This is a genomic window from Stenotrophomonas sp. X (assembly GCF_055721025.1).
The window spans coordinates 1,703,347-1,718,464 of the sequence record NZ_CM146756.1 but is presented as its reverse complement, the minus strand read 5'-3'; the positions used below and the strand labels follow the sequence as shown (position 1 = coordinate 1,718,464).

13 protein-coding genes and 1 other RNA gene are annotated in these 15,118 nt (G+C 66.0%); 8 read left to right on the top strand and 6 right to left on the bottom strand.

Translation table 11 applies throughout. The features are described 5' to 3' along the window. Positions 1-37: 37 nt before the first annotated feature. Positions 38-541: an SsrA-binding protein SmpB gene (gene smpB / locus ACZ75I_RS07960; protein WP_005416174.1), complete on the top strand. Its 504-nt coding sequence runs from the start codon at positions 38-40 to the stop codon at positions 539-541. A gap of 75 nt (positions 542-616) precedes the next feature. Here the strand turns inward: smpB and ACZ75I_RS07955 are convergent, their stop codons facing one another. Next, entirely contained in the window at positions 617-1,189 is a 573-nt protein-coding gene (locus ACZ75I_RS07955) for a hypothetical protein (RefSeq protein WP_061477942.1), read from the bottom strand. A 220-nt stretch (positions 1,190-1,409) separates the two neighbouring features. Here ACZ75I_RS07955 and ssrA point away from each other — a divergent pair. The 3 genes from ssrA (at position 1,410) to ACZ75I_RS07940 (ending at position 4,562) form a co-directional block, all read left to right on the top strand. Then, positions 1,410-1,763, top strand: a transfer-messenger RNA (tmRNA) gene (gene ssrA / locus ACZ75I_RS07950). A 158-nt stretch (positions 1,764-1,921) separates the two neighbouring features. Then, on the top strand, positions 1,922-2,404 hold the full coding sequence (locus tag ACZ75I_RS07945) for a hypothetical protein (RefSeq protein WP_061477943.1): 483 nt from the start codon (positions 1,922-1,924) through the stop codon (positions 2,402-2,404). A gap of 136 nt (positions 2,405-2,540) precedes the next feature. After that, a complete protein-coding gene (locus tag ACZ75I_RS07940) occupies positions 2,541-4,562 on the top strand; it encodes an esterase/lipase family protein (protein ID WP_180870345.1) in 2,022 nt (673 codons plus the stop codon). A 17-nt stretch (positions 4,563-4,579) separates the two neighbouring features. Here ACZ75I_RS07940 and ACZ75I_RS07935 read toward each other — a convergent pair whose 3' ends face one another. Then, the gene (locus tag ACZ75I_RS07935) at positions 4,580-5,803 is read right to left on the bottom strand and encodes a cytochrome P450 (protein ID WP_229298538.1); all 1,224 of its coding nucleotides are present in this window, start codon (positions 5,801-5,803) and stop codon (positions 4,580-4,582) included. A gap of 379 nt (positions 5,804-6,182) precedes the next feature. On the opposite strand from ACZ75I_RS07935, the gene hchA reads away from it, so the two are divergent. From hchA to ACZ75I_RS07920, 3 genes are all read left to right on the top strand, one after another. After that, a complete protein-coding gene (gene hchA, locus ACZ75I_RS07930; RefSeq protein WP_180870343.1) occupies positions 6,183-7,055 on the top strand; it encodes a glyoxalase III HchA in 873 nt (290 codons plus the stop codon). 4 nt (positions 7,056-7,059) lie between these two features. Continuing rightward, the gene (locus ACZ75I_RS07925) at positions 7,060-7,764 is read left to right on the top strand and encodes a PA1136 family autoinducer-binding transcriptional regulator (RefSeq protein ID WP_346476919.1); all 705 of its coding nucleotides are present in this window, start codon (positions 7,060-7,062) and stop codon (positions 7,762-7,764) included. 240 nt (positions 7,765-8,004) lie between these two features. After that, positions 8,005-8,862 (top strand): endonuclease/exonuclease/phosphatase family protein, encoded by an 858-nt coding sequence (locus tag ACZ75I_RS07920; RefSeq protein ID WP_346476920.1) that lies wholly within the window; start codon positions 8,005-8,007, stop codon positions 8,860-8,862. Between the two features lie 19 nt (positions 8,863-8,881). On the opposite strand, the gene ACZ75I_RS07915 is transcribed toward ACZ75I_RS07920, so the two are convergent. Next, the gene (locus tag ACZ75I_RS07915; protein ID WP_032959134.1) at positions 8,882-9,145 is read right to left on the bottom strand and encodes a hypothetical protein; all 264 of its coding nucleotides are present in this window, start codon (positions 9,143-9,145) and stop codon (positions 8,882-8,884) included. 142 nt (positions 9,146-9,287) lie between these two features. On the opposite strand from ACZ75I_RS07915, the gene ACZ75I_RS07910 reads away from it, so the two are divergent. After that, positions 9,288-9,665 carry a VOC family protein gene (locus ACZ75I_RS07910; protein WP_472958917.1) on the top strand — a complete coding sequence of 126 codons (378 nt, stop codon included), beginning with the start codon at positions 9,288-9,290 and terminating at the stop codon, positions 9,663-9,665. Between the two features lie 43 nt (positions 9,666-9,708). On the opposite strand, the gene ACZ75I_RS07905 is transcribed toward ACZ75I_RS07910, so the two are convergent. The 3 genes from ACZ75I_RS07905 to ACZ75I_RS07895 all read right to left on the bottom strand — a co-directional run bounded on the left by ACZ75I_RS07905 (position 9,709) and on the right by ACZ75I_RS07895 (position 15,095). Further along, positions 9,709-11,130, bottom strand: coding sequence for an efflux transporter outer membrane subunit (locus tag ACZ75I_RS07905; protein WP_472958916.1), 1,422 nt, complete (start codon positions 11,128-11,130; stop codon positions 9,709-9,711). After that, a complete protein-coding gene (locus tag ACZ75I_RS07900; protein WP_049470334.1) occupies positions 11,124-11,861 on the bottom strand; it encodes an SDR family oxidoreductase in 738 nt (245 codons plus the stop codon). Before ACZ75I_RS07900 ends, ACZ75I_RS07905 begins: the two co-directional genes overlap by 7 nt. Before the next feature lie 63 nt (positions 11,862-11,924). Next, positions 11,925-15,095 carry an efflux RND transporter permease subunit gene (locus tag ACZ75I_RS07895; protein WP_111201968.1) on the bottom strand — a complete coding sequence of 1,057 codons (3,171 nt, stop codon included), beginning with the start codon at positions 15,093-15,095 and terminating at the stop codon, positions 11,925-11,927. Positions 15,096-15,118: the final 23 nt, after the last annotated feature.

Sequence of the window (15,118 nt, the reverse complement as noted above, 5' to 3'; positions counted from 1 at the left end):
ATCGACCGGGCGGGCCCGAATCGGAGACAATACGGAAATGAGCAAGAACAGCGGCAAGGATAAAGCAAAGAGCGCGACGGCCAACAAAACCATCGCGTTGAACAAGCGTGCCCGCCACGAGTACCACATCGAAGAGCGCTTCGAGGCCGGCCTCGCCCTGCAGGGCTGGGAGGTCAAGTCGATCCGCGCAGGCCGCGGCAACATCATCGACGCCTACGCCTATGTGAAGCGCGGCGAGATCTACCTGATCGGCGCACAGATCACCCCGTTGATCCAGGCCTCCACCCACGTGGTGGCCAATGACCGGCGCGAGCGCAAGCTGCTGCTGCACCGGAACGAGATCGACAAGCTGATCGGCAAGGTCGAGCGCGATGGCTACACGATCGTGCCCACTGCGATGTACTGGAGCAAGAACAAGATCAAGCTCGAAGTCGCGCTGGCCAAGGGCAAGCAGACCCATGACAAGCGCGATGCCGCCAAGGACCGCGACTGGGCGATCGAGAAGCAGCGTGTGATGCGTCGCGGCAACCGCGACGCGTAAGGCTGTAGCGCCGAGCCATGCTCGGCTTCGGCAAGAAGGGCAGCCGAGCGCAGGCTCGGCTCTACAAAAGGCGGGTCACCCCGCCAGCATGCCCTGCCCGCGCATGCGCGGTGCCAGCGCCGCGTGCATCACGGCCAGGTGCATTACGACCGCCAGTTCCGGGGCATGCCGGTCATCGCCCGCGCGCCACTGCTGTGCCATCTGGGCCGCATCGGCCGGCAACAGGGCCAGCAGCTGGGCGTCATCCAGCGAATCGGCCGCGCCCTGCAACTGTCGCGCCAGCTGCCGCGACTGCCACACATGCACGCCGATGCTGAGGCTCGCCAGCGACATCAGGACCACGGCCAGCCCGTGCTCGAACCACTGCGACAGCACTTCCGGCCCCCACAGCAGGGCCGCCAACACCGCCATGCCCGGCAGACGCCAGCCCAGCCAATGGATGCGACCGCGCTGCGACCAATGCACCACCACCGCACTGGCGACCAGTGCTGCGGCCGCTGTGGCCGGCAGTTCGGTCAGCGCGGTGGCCGCAAGCAACGCCGCCAGTACCGCCCAGACCCAGCCGGGCGGCAGCGCGCGCCGCTGATAGTCGGCCCCGACGGGCCCGACCAGCTGTCGTAGGCTGCGTTGTTGGCTTGCCTCGGTCACCCACAGTCTCCGTGTTTGTCCTGGCCCGGATGGTCGCCGCCAGTGTGTCGCAAATTCGTGCCCATGACGTTACCAATCCGCTATGACGGAGGCTCTACAACTTGTTGTGGATTGCCAAGGTGACTGTTCAGCTGTTTTGCCGTAGCATTGCCACTGTTGGGCAGGCACTGACCGTGGCGACACGAAACAGGCCTTGTACCTTGCAGAACTTGAAGAAACCGGGGGTGCATTGGTTTCGACGGGGGTTGTGAAGTCGCCTGGCGCATGCCGAGGGGGTAGCTTTCCTCGTAAATCCAGCTGCAAAACTCTAGTTGCCAACGACGACAACTACGCTCTGGCCGCTTAAGGCCTAAGCCTCGAAACCGCTTGTGTCCATGCTCGCGGTGTAGAGTCACTATCATGGAATCGCGCTGGACGGCTGCCTGTCAGTCCGGCACTAGAACACAACAGGCTGGTTCCCGGATGCGCTTCGCGCACCGTGCTGTTCGGGGACGAGATCCAACGGTGAGCTAAGCATGTAGTGCTGGGGATGGAGTGCCTTCGGACGGCGGTTCAATTCCGCCCACCTCCACCATCTGTAAGGCCTGTCGAGGCCGCAAGAAGCCGGATCTCCCGTCAACTGGGGTTCCGGCTTTTTTGTGCCTGCCCGTCGCGCAGGACGTGTGACGCATAATCGGGATGACACCTCCAACACAACAGTCCCTTCATCCGCGACCGCCAGAAGGATCTGCCATGAAAGCCCCCCTCGCGATGTCCCTGCTCCTCACCGCGCTCGCCGCCGCCCCAGCCACGCACGCCGCAGCCCCGGCCATCGCGCCGCCCGGCATCGCCACGCTGGAGGCGCTGCTGGCCTGCAAGGCAGGCTCGGATTTCAGTGCGGCCGACGCCATCGATGCGCTGCAGGCGGCCGGCCTGGCCAAGAAGCCGGGCGGCACGTTCGAGCCGGAGGACAAGCCGGTCGCGCTGTTTGGCGGCACGGTCAGCAGTGCCGATGTGAATGTGGCCGAAGGCGAGAAAGGCCTCTTCGTGTACTTCAACGGCGTCGATCCCAAGCGCCTGGCCAGGGCTTGGTCGGTGACCGAGGTCAACGAGCATGCCAATACCGAGGAACCTTCCTACGTGAAGCGCATCGACAAGCGCCACACCCTGCACGTGATCGCGGGTGACGACTACGAGGGCTATTCGGCGGCGGTGAAGTGCCAGATCAGCCGCTGATGGGCTAGGAACCTGCAGCCGGCGCACGGAACTGCCCGAATCTACCAACCGCACTCGCCGCCAAGCCCGACCCAGCCGGTAGATTCCGCTTTGACAGGCCCACCGCTAGAGTGGCGCCACCGCGCAGGAGGATCGCATGGCTACCACGGGTTTGGGCTTCATCGGCCGCACGACCCTCATCATCACCGTGCTGCTCACCCTGGGCGGCTGCGCGACGCTGCGCCAGTTCGGGCCGTCGGTGCAGGTTGCCTCGGTCACGCCCGGCCAGTACATCGCGCTCAAGCGCGGTGACATCCTGACTTCCGGCAAGCTCAGCGCGGCGACCATTGAGACCCTGCGCGTGGCCGGGCTCGATGAGGGCGTCTGTGCCAAGCCCGGCCTGCCCTGCATCGAGGCGATGGAAGGCAGCATCGTGGTGCGCGAGGAAGACAAGCGCTCCAGCCTGGCCGAGTTGTGGCTGCAGTATGCGATGACCCTGCCGGCGCCAAAGCGCGAGTACTCGGCATCCGGCCGTGCCAAGACCGCCGTCACCGAGCTGGATGCCGACTTCCAGCCACGCCTCGATGCGTGGATGCAGGTCGCGCGCCAGGCCTATGCCTATCTGTTCTTCACCGAGCGCACGGCGAACCAGCGCGGCTTCGAAGACCGCCAGACCCAGGTGCGCGACTACTACAACCTGGCTGTGCAGGAAGCCTCGGTGCAGCTTTACAACGCCTATGCCACCGGGCGCGTGCACGGCCAGGCCAGCCATTTCCAACTGGGCCGCTGGACCTTCGTGCTGGCCCCTTCAGACGAAGCATCGGCGCTGGACCAGCGTACCCCCAGCGAGCTGGTACCCGCCGCCTCGCTGTCGTTCACCGGCACGCTGCGAAGCGTGCATCGCCGCGATGGCTTCGGTGCCGAACTGGTGGCAGTGATGGATGACCAGGCCGGCAGCACGACCACCACGCCTCCGGCGGCGGCGCAGGCGGCGCAGGCAAGACGTTCTGCCACGCAGAGCTGGAGCGAGATGCCCTCGCCATCGATGACGGTGCTATTGCGCTTCTCGGGGAAAAACCTGTGGGAGGTGCTGCACGATGACGAGCCGGAGCTGGAGATCCACGATCCCTACCAGGTTTCGGAAGTAACCCTGCACGGCCAGCAGGTGCCACTGGCAGCCAATTTCACTGCCGGCTATGCGCTGTGGCTGGCCCGCTCCAACTTCAGCCGACAGTCGCTGCGCACGCTGTTCGGTGGCAAGGGCGGCATCGACACGCCGCATCTGTACATGATGCAGCCCTACGACCCGAACCGCCGCGTGCTGCTGATGATCCATGGCCTGGCCAGCAGTCCGGAAGCCTGGGTCAACGTGGCCAACGAACTGCTGCGCGACGACGAGATCCGCCGGGAGTTCCAGGTCTGGCAGTTCTATTACCCGACCAACATGCCCATCGCGATGAGCCACGATGCGATGCGCCACACGCTGGCTGAAGTGTTCAAGCACTTTGACCCCAGCGGCAAGGCGCAGGCCTCGCATGACATGGTGCTGGTGGGGCACAGCATGGGCGGGGTGATCGCACGGTTGATGATCTCCTCCTCCGGCGACCACCTGGTCGACACCCTGCTGGCCACCGCGCAGATGACGCCCGCCCAGCGCGAACTGCTGCGCACCAAAGGCGCACCGGTGCTGACCTTCCTGCCGGAACCGGAAGTGTCCCGCGTGGTGTTCATCGCCACGCCGCATCGCGGCACCGACGTGGCGGGCACCCGCCTCGGCCGGTGGATCGGCCGGCTGGTGCGGTTGCCACTGACCGTGCTGGAAGACGTCGCCACCATTGCCAACGACGGCCAGATCGACCGCAATGACGGCAAGCACGGCTACCAGATGAACAGCATCCAGAACCTGGACAAGGACGACCCGTTCGTCCGCGCCGTGGCTGACCTGCCGATGTCACCGAAGGTGCACTACCACTCGATCGTCGCCCGCGCCAAGGCCGATGGCCCACTTGAGAAGACCGATGACGGGCTGGTGCCCTACTGGAGTTCGCACCTGCCGCACGCGGATTCGGAGAAGGTGATCGTGTCCGGGCACAGCGTGCAGGAAGCTACGCCGGCCATCGTCGAGCTGCGGCGGATCCTGCATGAGGACATGCAGGCACACGGGCGAACGGGAAAGTAAGCCGCCGTCCCGACAGATCAGGCACCGGCCGTACGCCGCGAGAACGTGCCATGCAGCGCCGCCGGAATCGCAAAGCCCTCCATGCGCACCTCGGGCCGATAGTCGGCGCTGGGGGTGAAGCGGAACTCGCGTGCCAGCAGCGCGCACAGCAATACCAGCTGTGCATTGCCGACCGCCGATCCCACGCAGGAACGCGTGGGGAAGCCATAAGGCACATAGATGCCGGCGGTACGCTTGCGCCGTTCGGGCAACCAGCGATCGGGATCGAACTGCAGCGGGTCATCCCAGTACTTTGCCGAGCGGTGCTGGATGAACGAACTCAACTCGAACACTGTGCCTTCGGCGATGGCCTGCCCTTCCACCTGCAGATCGCAGGCGGCCACCCGGCGGTTGTTGAAGGGCGTGGAGTACAGCCGCATCACTTCCTTCAGGAAGCGCATCGTGCAGGGAATCCTGGCCATCGGCAGCGCATGGATCTCCTCATCCGAGAGCGGCGCGAACTCCTCCTCGATGCGCTGGCGCCAGTGTGGATGCATCTGCATCGCCAACAGCAGGCAGGCGGCCATCATGCCGGGCACGCCGGAAATGGCGATCAGCTGCACGGTGACTAGGTAGGTGACCTTGTCCAGGCCGATGCGCTCTCGCAGGCTCAGCAATGACTGCGCGTAGTCCAGCGCCGAACGTCCACTGCGGAGCCGGCGCTTGAGTTCGGCGGCGATCGCCCGTGATTCGGCACGGCCGATGAGGAAGTTGCGCAGCAGGTGGCGCCGATGGATGACCTGCTCGACCTGGGTGGTGTAGCGCAGATGCAGGGCGCGTTCGATGGCTGCGGTGCCGCGGGCATCGAGCCCGTCGATCACCAGCGGGATCAAGGGATGGGCCATCACTTTCCACACCGCCGGCGTGGCATCCAGCGCGTGCCCGCATACCCCATCCAGAGCCTGCCTCATGCGCGACTGCAGTGCCTCCAGGGTCTGTGCTCCGGTGAGCTCAGCACTGCAGGCGGCGATCAGGCTGCGCACTTCGGTCCAGCGCACGCGCTCGTGACGGCGGAACAGGTCGGCCAGCGACTCGACGACGTACAGCTGCTCGGAATTTTCCTTGTCGACCTTGCCGGCAAGCTCCGGGCAGAACACCCCGATTCCACCGGTTTCCAGCTTCAGCACAGGCCCTTCGCGCTCCACGCGCGCAGCCAGGCGCTCGGCAGCAATGGCGCTGCCTTCATTCGACATCCCTTGCATGCAGTGCGTCTCCGGCAGGAAGGGACTCGAAAGACGAGTCCCTTCGTCTTGCTACCGCTCGATCGCGGGTTTGGCCCGCAGGATCAGAATTCGACCCACAGAGGCCAGGTATTCCACACGCTGCTCTTTTCGTTCGGATGAATATTCAGAGTGACGCGCAATGCTCGGGCGAATCTTTTCATTTTCATTCCTTTGCTTGCTGTGTGGTTATGCCGGGATTATCCCGGCACTGGCTAGATAACACGACATAATCCCACTGTCCAACCGGCCGGGTGGCGCGCTGCAGCATCCGGGTTGCGGCCGATTGAGGGGAATCCCTCATCGCGCCTGCGCACGCAGCCTCCTATGCTGGGCTCACTTTCCCCCAACGGAGGTCTGCATGAACACGCAAGAGCCCAGCCGCCAGCCCAGCCCCGATCCGGCCGAGCGCGATGCCTTCTTCCCGTCGCCGTATTCGCTGTCGCAGTTCACCTCGCCCAAGAGCGACCTGTCCGGCGCCGACTATCCGGATGCGCGCCGCGATGGCCGCTGGAAGGTGCTGATGATCGCCGCCGACGAGCGCTATCTGCCGACCGCCAATGGCCACCTGTTCTCCACCGGCAACCATCCGGTGGAAACCCTGCTGCCGATGTACCACCTGGACAAGGCCGCCTTCGACATCGACGTGGCGACACTGTCCGGCAACGCCGTCAAGTTCGAATGGTGGGCCTTTCCACACGAGGACCGCGAGATCGGCGCCCTGTACGAACGCTACCAGGCACGCTTCCGCCAGCCGTTGCAGCTGGACCAGGTGGTGGCCGGCCTGGGCGCCGATTCGGACTACGCCGCCGTCTTCATTCCCGGTGGGCACGGCGCGTTGATCGGCCTGCCGGAGAGCGCGGCGGTGAAGGCCGCGCTGCAATGGGCCATGGCCGAGCAGCGCCACATCATCACCCTCTGCCATGGCCCGGCGGCGCTGCTGGCGGCGGGCGTCGACGAAGCCGAGGGTGCCTCGTTGTTCCGTGGCTACCGCATCTGTGCCTTCCCCGACGCAATGGACCGGCAGACACCGGAGATCGGCTACATGCCGGGGCAGCTGCGTTGGTTCTTCGGCGAACGACTGGCCCAGCAGGGCGTGCAGATCGTCAATGAGGGCATCGATGGCAGCGTGCTGCAGGATCGCCTGCTGCTGACCGGCGACAGCCCGCTGGCCGGCAATGCGTTGGGCAAGCTGGCCGCGCGTACGCTGCTCGATGCACTGGCGGGGCGCTGAGCCCATGCCTGCGCTGGTGCCCGCGCTGCTGGAACTGGAACAGGCTCGGTCATTGCCTGCGGTGGGCGGCGTGCTGCGCGCCGCCGCCTCACCCTTGGGCTACGACCGCCTGTTGGTGTTTGCCACCGGAACCGGGCTGGAGCGCGGCGCACAGCGCGTGTACTGGATCGAAGGTGACTGGTTCGACGACGGCAGCGCCACCGGGCTCGCCCGCTACCTGCACGCCTGCCCGGTCAACCGCCATGTACTGGACAGCACTGCGCCGTTCTTCTGGAGCAAGCGCCAGGGCGTGCGCGGCGAACGCTACCAGGTGGTGAAGCAGCCGCGCGGCGATGGCCTGCATGGGTTGCAGGTGCCGGTGTTCGGCCCGACCGGTCTGGAGGGTGCGGTCAGTTTCGCCGGCACCTCGATTGATGCATCCGCCAGCGCGCGCCTGCTGCTGGAAATGGTCGGAACATCAGCCTTCCGTGCGGCGCGCCAGCTTGCCGAAGCGCCTGCGGATATCCCCGCGGGCGCGCTGAGCGCACGCGAACGCGAGGTGCTGCGCTGGGTCGCCGCTGGACGGCGCCAGGCAGAGATAGCGGCCACGCTGGGGCTGTCTGCGCGCACCGTTGAGAACCACCTGCGGCGAGCACGGCAACGACTTGGCGTGGCCACCACCGCTCAGGCAGTGCGCGCGGCAGGCCGCCGTGGCGAGATTGAAGACTGATCAGGATCGAGGCACTTCCTGCTGCCTGATCAGCGTGCTGCATACGCCCTGTGCATCTGCGCGATTGCAGAAGGCAGGCGACGGGATGAGCTACGACCCGTGATCGCCGGTGCGCGGTCCACCGGGCGGGGCGTTCATCGCACGCCCGGCATCCGCGAGCCACCCATCCCTGCATAACGCTGTCCGCGCATTCGTGGCATGCTCCATGAAACCGTTTTCATGGAATGGAGGGATTCCACGATGTTGTCGCGTTTCCGTCGCCCCGCGCTGTCTGCGCTGCTGGCGCTTGCCCTGCCTCTGACCAGCGCCTGGGCCGCAGCCCCTGCGCCGTTGAAGGTGATGTCGTTCAATGTGCGCACCCCGGCCGATACCGAGCCCGGCAAGCGCTGGCCCGATCGTCGCGATGCGATGGTGAAGGTCATCCTTGATGCGCACCCGGCGGTGATCGGTACCCAGGAGCTGGTGCAGGAGCAGGCCGATTACCTCGCCCAGCACCTGCCCGGCTACCGCTGGTTCGGCGAGGGCCGCCGCGGCGGCAGCGGCGACGAGCACATGGGCGTGTTCTACGACAGCAAGGTGCTGGCGATCGAGGAATCAGGCAACTTCTGGCTGTCTGATACGCCCGATGTGCCCGGCAGCATCACCTGGGGCAACCTGTATCCACGCATGGTCACCTGGGCGCTGTTCCGCCGCATCGATGACGGCCGCCGCTTCTATTTCATGGATACCCACCTGCCCTACCGCGACGAGGACGAACCACGACGGGTGAAAGGTGCCGAGCTGATCGGCAGGCGCGTGGCCGGCCTGCCGGCCGACCTGCCGGTGGTGCTGACCGGTGACTTCAACAGCGAACCCGGCGGCGACACCTACAAGGCATTCACCCGCATACTGCACGACACCCGTACCCAGGTGAAGACACCGCAGGGCCCGCGACTGACCTTCCACGACTTCACTGGCAAGGCCACCGCGCAGCTGGACTGGGTGCTTGTGCGCGGTTTCCACGCGCGCAGCTTCCTGACCGATGACCGCCGCATCGATGGCGTGCTGCCATCGGATCATTTCCCGCTGGTGGTCGAACTGGACTGGCCGCAGCACTGACCCCGCACGGCAGCCGCAGCTACGGCGGCGGCTGCCGCGACAGCAGGCGATACAGGGCCTGATGCTGATCGCGCGCCTGGCAGATGCGGGCCCCTATCGCCAGGAACACCGCCACGCCGATCAGGCCCAGTCCCAGCATCGAATCCTGCAGGCGCAGGAAACCGACCGCTGCGGCCATCGTCGCCAGCACCAGCAGCACCACGACTGCCACTGACAGCCCCGCACCCGGTGGACCCGGATCGCCGAACAACATCCGTTGGGTATCCCGCCTTCCGTCCGCCATCACCTGTCCTCCCGAGTGCCTGACCCACTAGTTACACGGCGGGCCCGCAATCCGGCAGAGTCAGAAGCGTCACCAAGGTGAAGACGTACGCGAAATGCACCGCGCTACCCTGCCGCGTACCCCTCGAACTGCGGAGCAGCACATGGCACACCAGAGCCGGCTGGCTGGATTCATCATCGACTGCCAGGACCTTCCCGCCGACGAAGGCGCCCGTTTCTGGGCCGCCGCGCTCCGCCTGCAGGCACAGGCGGCGCGTGCCGATGGGGGCGCCGAGTATGCCGACCTGCTGGGCGCACCGGCGGGCCTGGACGTTGAGGTCCAGCGGGTCGATCACCCGTCACGGGTGCATCTGGACATCGAGAGCGACGACATCGATGCCGAGGCCGACCGCCTGGAGAAGCTCGGCGCGCGACGGATAGGCTTCGTCAAGCGCTGGTGGGTGATGGAAGCACCGACCGGCCATCGCTTCTGCATCGTGCGCATGCGCGAGCGCGAGGTGCCGGCCAATCAGTGGCCCTGAAAGAGCAAAGGGACGGAAGCCACGGCCTCCGTCCCCCCTGGAGTCATTGCACCTGCGCCACGCGCGGTTGCTGCGGTGATTGCCCCCAGCCGCCCAGCGCCTTGTACACGCCCACCACGCTGACGTTGACCTCGGACTCGGCCGCCGCCAACGCATCATCGGCTGCCAGCTGCGTGCGCTGCGCATCCAGCAGGGTCAGGAAGTCCTCCGAGCCCTCGCGATAGCGGATCTGCGCCAGCGATTCGGCACGCCGTGCCGCCTGCGCCTGCTCGACCACGATCGCCAACCGTGCCTGCTGCTTGGAATAGCGGGTCAGCGCGTTCTCGGTGTCTTCCAGGGCCAGCAGTACCGCCTGCTCATACTGCGCGGCCACGCCTTCGGCTTCAGCCTTGCTGGCACGCAGGCGTGCACGCACGGTGCCGAAGTCGAATGCCGCCCAGCTCAGCGACGGGGTCAGCGACCATGCCTTGTTGCTGCCATTGACCAGGCCGCTGGCATCGCCGCCGAGGAACCCGACGAAGCCGGACAGCGACAATCGCGGGAACAGGTCCGCCGTGGCCACGCCCACGCGTGCGGTCGCAGCCGCCAGGCGACGCTCGGCCACGCGCACGTCGGCACGCTGGCGCAGCAGTTCGCGGGTATCGCCCAGCGGCAGTGCCTTGGCGAAGGCCGGTACGTCGTGCGGCGCGAGCATGTCAGTCAGCACTTCCGGGCGCTGGCCGAGCAGCACGGCCAGCCGGTTGCGCGACTGCGCCTCGGCCACTTCCAGCAACGGGATGTCAGCCTCGATCGCCTTCAGGCGGGCACGGCTGCTCTGCACATCCAGCTCGCTGCCTGCGCCCAGCTCCCAGCGCGCCTCGGTCAGCCTCTGCGTATCGCGCAGGTTTTCCAGCGTGTGCTGGGCCACCGCGATGCGCTTCTGCGTACCACGCAGCTCGAAGTAGTTGCGTGCCACTTCAGCGGCGACCAGGACCTGCGCATCGGCCAGGTTGGCCTGCTCGGCACCGAGGTCGGCGCGCGCGGCTTCAGCAGCACGGCGCTTGCGGCCGAACAGATCCAGCTCCCAGCCGGCGTCGAAGCCGAGCTGGTAGCTTTCACTGAACACCCGCTGCCCACCCAGCTGCGGATCGGGTTGCTTGCGGCGGTCGTAGCTGCCGCCAGCGGTGACGTGCGGAGCCTGGTCGAGGCGGCTTTCCACGAACACCGCGCGGGCCTGGCTGACGCGGGCCACGGCCACGCGAAGGTCCAGGTTGTCCGACAGTGCGCCGTGCACCAGCTGTTCCAGCACTGGATCATCGAACTGCGCCCACCAGCTGGCGACCGGCGAAGCGGTACTGAACACCGGCTGCTGTGCGCCCTGCAGGACCACCGGTTCCTGCACCGGGGCCTTGTAGTTCGGGCCGACGCTGACACAGCCCGCCAGCACCAGGCTGGAGACGGCCATCGCCAACGTGCGGATCACCATGGCAGCACCTCGCCCAGGTAGGTGAAGCTGCCGCTGGCACCGGATTCACCGATCAGCGCCATTTCCACGCTGGAACGCGCGCCTTCGCTGATTTCGATCTCGCCGTTGCCGCCGTTCATGTCGGTCTTTACGTAACCCGGATGGACGGTGTTGACCTTGATCGGCGTGTTGCGCAGCTCATAGGCCAGGCTCAGGGTCCAGCTGTTCACTGCGGCCTTGGACGCGTTGTAGGCCGGGATCTTGAAGTCGTAGATGCCCGACGAAGGATCCGCGTGCAGGGTCTGCGAGCCGAGCATGCTGGACACATTGACGATGCGTCCGGACTTGGACTGCTTGACCAGCGGCAGGAATGCCTGGGTTACCGCGACCAGCGCATAGACGTTGGTGTCGAAGGTGCGCTTCCAGGTGTCCAGCGACTGCTCGGACGGCGCCTGCGCCGGGTTCTCGATCATGATGCCGGCATTGTTGACCAGGATGTCGAGGCGACCGTGGCGCTGGCGCACCTGCTCGACCGCTTCGGCGATGCTGGCCGCGTCGGTCACGTCCAGCTGCAGGGCTTCGACCGGCAGGCCTTCAGCCTGCAGCTTCAGTGCCAGCTCCACCGCGGTATCGCGCTTGCGACCGGCCAGCAGCGTGTGCACGCCGGCCTCTGCCAACTGGCGCACGGTTTCCAGGCCGATGCCACGGGTGGCGCCGGTCACCAGCGCGATCTTGTTCTGATGGGTGTTCATGGATGCATGCCTTGTCTGTGGGGAGAGTGGCCGCCGGCCAACGACCGGCGGCGGAGTTCCGTATCAGTGGTGGATGGTCGGTTCGCCGTGCTGCACCAGCTGGCCACCACCGTTGCGGGTGACGAACTTGCGCAGGGCCACGTAGAACACGGGGGTGAGGAACAGGCCGAACAGCGTCACACCCAGCATGCCAGCAAACACGGTGATGCCGGTCACCGAGCGCACTTCGGCGCCTGCACCGTGAGACAGCACCAGCGGCACCGTGCCGGCGATGAAGGCGATGGAGGTCATCACGATCGGGCGCAGGCGCAGGCGGCAGGCTTCCAGCGCGGCTTCAACAATACCCTTGCCGCCCATCTCCAGCTCTCTGGCGAATTCGACGATCAGGATCGCGTTCTTGCACGCCAGGCCCATCAGCACCACCAGGCCGACCTGCACGAACACGTTGTTGTCACCTCCGGTCAGCCACACGCCGAACAGCGCGGACAGCAGGGTCATCGGCACGATCAGGATCACCGCCAGCGGCAGCGACCAGCTCTCGTACAGCGCGGCCAGCACCAGGAAGGCCAGCATGATCGCCACCGGGAACACGATGAAGGCGGCCTTGCCCTGGGTTGCCTGCTGGTAGCTCAGGTCGGTCCATTCGGTGGTCATGCCCACCGGCAGCACCTTGCCGGCGATCTCGGTCAGCTTGGTCATCGCTTCGGCCGAGGACAGCAGGCGCGGGTCGGCTTCACCGGCCAGGTCCGCTGCCGGATAGCCATTGAAGCGCAGCACCGGGTCCGGGCCGAAGGTCTGCTTGATGGTGACCATCGAACCGATCGGCACCATCTCGCCGCGGTCGTTGCGGGTACGCAGCTTGCCGATGTCCTCGACCGTCTCGCGGTACGGACCATCTGCCTGGGCGATCACCTGCCAGGTGCGGCCGAACTGGTTGAAGTCGTTGACGTAGGCCGAACCCAGGTAGGTCTGCAACGTGTCGAACAGCTCGGTGAGCTGCACGCCCTGTGCCTTGGCCTTGACGCGGTCGACCTCGGCATCGAGCTGCGGCACGTTGGCCTGGTAGCTGGAAATCGGGAAGGCCATGCCCGGCGTCTGCGCGACGGTGCCCTGCATGGCCTGCACCGCATTCTGCAGCGCGCCGTAACCCAGATTGCCACGGTCCTCGATGAACATCTGGTAGCCATTGCCATTGCCCAGGCCGAGGATCGGCGGCGGCATCATCGCGAACGCGAAGCCTTCCTGCAGGCCGGCAATCTTCTGGTTGATCTCGGCATTGATCTGCGCGGCGGTGCGGCCATGGCGCTCGGCGAACGGCTTGAGCGGAATGAACGCCACACCGGTGTTCGGCGTATTGGTGAACTGCAGCGCGTTCAGACCGGGGAACGAGATGGTGTGAGCGACGCCATCGGTTTCCTGGGCGATCTTGGCGACCTTGCGCAGCATTTCATCGGTGCGGGCGATCGACGAACCTTCCGGCAGCTTCACACCGGCGATCAGGTACAGCTTGTCCTGGGTCGGAATGAAGCCCGGCGGTACCAGCTTGAAGATCACGCCGGTACCGACCAGCAGGATCGCGTAGACCACGAACACCGCACCGCGGCGGCCGAGGATGCGGGCCACGCCACGCTCGTACTTCTCCGAGCTGGACTTGAAGAAGCGGTTGAACGGACGGAACACCCAGCCGAACAGGCGGTCGATCAGGCGGCTCGGGCCGTCCTTCGGAGCGCCATGGGCCTTCAGCAGGCGCGCGGCCAGGGCTGGCGACAGGGTCAACGAATTGATCGCCGAGATCACCGTGGAAATGGCGATGGTGACCGCGAACTGCTTGTAGAACTGGCCGGTGACACCGGACAGGAAGGCCATCGGCACGAACACGGCACACAGCACCAGCGCGATCGCCACGATCGGGCCGGACACTTCACGCATGGCCTGGTGTGCAGCGGCAGTAGGCGACAGGCCTTCCTCGATGTTGCGTTCAACGTTCTCCACCACCACGATCGCGTCGTCGACCACGATGCCGATCGCCAGCACCAGGCCGAACAGGCTCAGCGTATTGATCGAGAAGCCCAGCAGGTACAGCGCGGCGAACGTACCCACCACCGACACCGGCACCGCGATCAACGGAATGATCGACGCACGCCAGGTCTGCAGGAACAGGATCACGACCAGCACCACCAGGGCGATCGCTTCCAGCAGCGTGGAGACCACGGCCTTGATCGAGTCGCGCACGAAGATGGTGGTGTCATACACCGCTTCGTACTTCACATCGGCCGGCATGGTCTTCTGCATCTCGTCCATCGTCGAGATGACCTGGTCGCGGATTTCCAGCGCGTTGGCACCCGGCGACTGGAAGATACCGATACCCACCGCGTTCTTGCCGTCCAGCTGAGAGCGCAGGGTGTAGTCGCCCGCACCCAGTTCCAGGCGGGCCACGTCGGCCAGGCGCACGATCTCGCCATCGGTGCCGCTCTTGAGCACGATGTCGCCGAATTCCTTTTCGGTCTTCAGACGGCCCTGGGCATTGATCAGGGTCAGGAACTTGCTGTCCGGCAGCGGTTCGGCGCCGAGCTGGCCGGCCGAAACCTGCACGTTCTGCTCGCGCATGGCACGCACCACGTCGCTGGCGGTCAGGCCGCGCGAGGCCACCTTGTCCGGGTCCAGCCAGGCACGCATGGCGTAGTCGCCGCCACCGAAGATCTGCGCGTCACCCACGCCCGGAATACGCGCCAGCGCATCCTTGACGTGCAGGCGCGCGTAGTTGCGCAGGTACAGGGTGTCGTACTTGCCTTGCGGCGAGGTCAGGTGCACCACCATCAGGAAGGTCGGCGACTGCTTCTGCGTGGTCACGCCCTGCCGGCGCACGTCCTCGGGCAGGCGCGCCTGCGCCTGCGCCACGCGGTTCTGCACCTTCACCGCCGCTGCGTCCGGGTCCGTGCCCGGGCGGAAGGTAACGGTCATCTGCAGCACGCCGTCCGAGCCGGCCACCGACTTCAGGTACATCATGCCTTCGACGCCGTTGATCGCCTCTTCAAGCGGCGTGGCGACGGTCTCGGCAATGACTTTGGGGTTGGCGCCCGGATACACCGTGCGTACGACCACCGACGGCGGCACCACTTCGGGGTACTCACTGATCGGCAGGATTGGAATCGTGATCAGGCCTGCGGCGAAGATCACGATCGACAGCACCGCCGCGAAGATCGGCCTGTCGATGAAGAAGCGGGAAAAGTCCATGGAGGAATTCCTGGGAAAGGCAT

Excerpts from the sequence above, each read along its gene's own strand:
- ACZ75I_RS07900 (WP_049470334.1), bottom strand. The coding sequence starts at position 11,861 with ATGAACACCCATCAGAACAAGATCGCGCTGGTGACCGGCGCCACCCGT.
- ACZ75I_RS07920 (WP_346476920.1), top strand. The coding sequence starts at position 8,005 with ATGTTGTCGCGTTTCCGTCGCCCCGCGCTGTCTGCGCTGCTGGCGCTT.
- ACZ75I_RS07915 (WP_032959134.1), bottom strand. The coding sequence starts at position 9,145 with ATGGCGGACGGAAGGCGGGATACCCAACGGATGTTGTTCGGCGATCCG.
- smpB (WP_005416174.1), top strand. The coding sequence starts at position 38 with ATGAGCAAGAACAGCGGCAAGGATAAAGCAAAGAGCGCGACGGCCAAC.
- ACZ75I_RS07925 (WP_346476919.1), top strand. The coding sequence starts at position 7,060 with ATGCCTGCGCTGGTGCCCGCGCTGCTGGAACTGGAACAGGCTCGGTCA.
- ACZ75I_RS07910 (WP_472958917.1), top strand. The coding sequence starts at position 9,288 with ATGGCACACCAGAGCCGGCTGGCTGGATTCATCATCGACTGCCAGGAC.
- ACZ75I_RS07945 (WP_061477943.1), top strand. The coding sequence starts at position 1,922 with ATGAAAGCCCCCCTCGCGATGTCCCTGCTCCTCACCGCGCTCGCCGCC.
- ACZ75I_RS07895 (WP_111201968.1), bottom strand. The coding sequence starts at position 15,095 with ATGGACTTTTCCCGCTTCTTCATCGACAGGCCGATCTTCGCGGCGGTG.
- ACZ75I_RS07905 (WP_472958916.1), bottom strand. The coding sequence starts at position 11,130 with ATGGTGATCCGCACGTTGGCGATGGCCGTCTCCAGCCTGGTGCTGGCG.
- ACZ75I_RS07935 (WP_229298538.1), bottom strand. The coding sequence starts at position 5,803 with ATGCAAGGGATGTCGAATGAAGGCAGCGCCATTGCTGCCGAGCGCCTG.
- ACZ75I_RS07940 (WP_180870345.1), top strand. The coding sequence starts at position 2,541 with ATGGCTACCACGGGTTTGGGCTTCATCGGCCGCACGACCCTCATCATC.
- hchA (WP_180870343.1), top strand. The coding sequence starts at position 6,183 with ATGAACACGCAAGAGCCCAGCCGCCAGCCCAGCCCCGATCCGGCCGAG.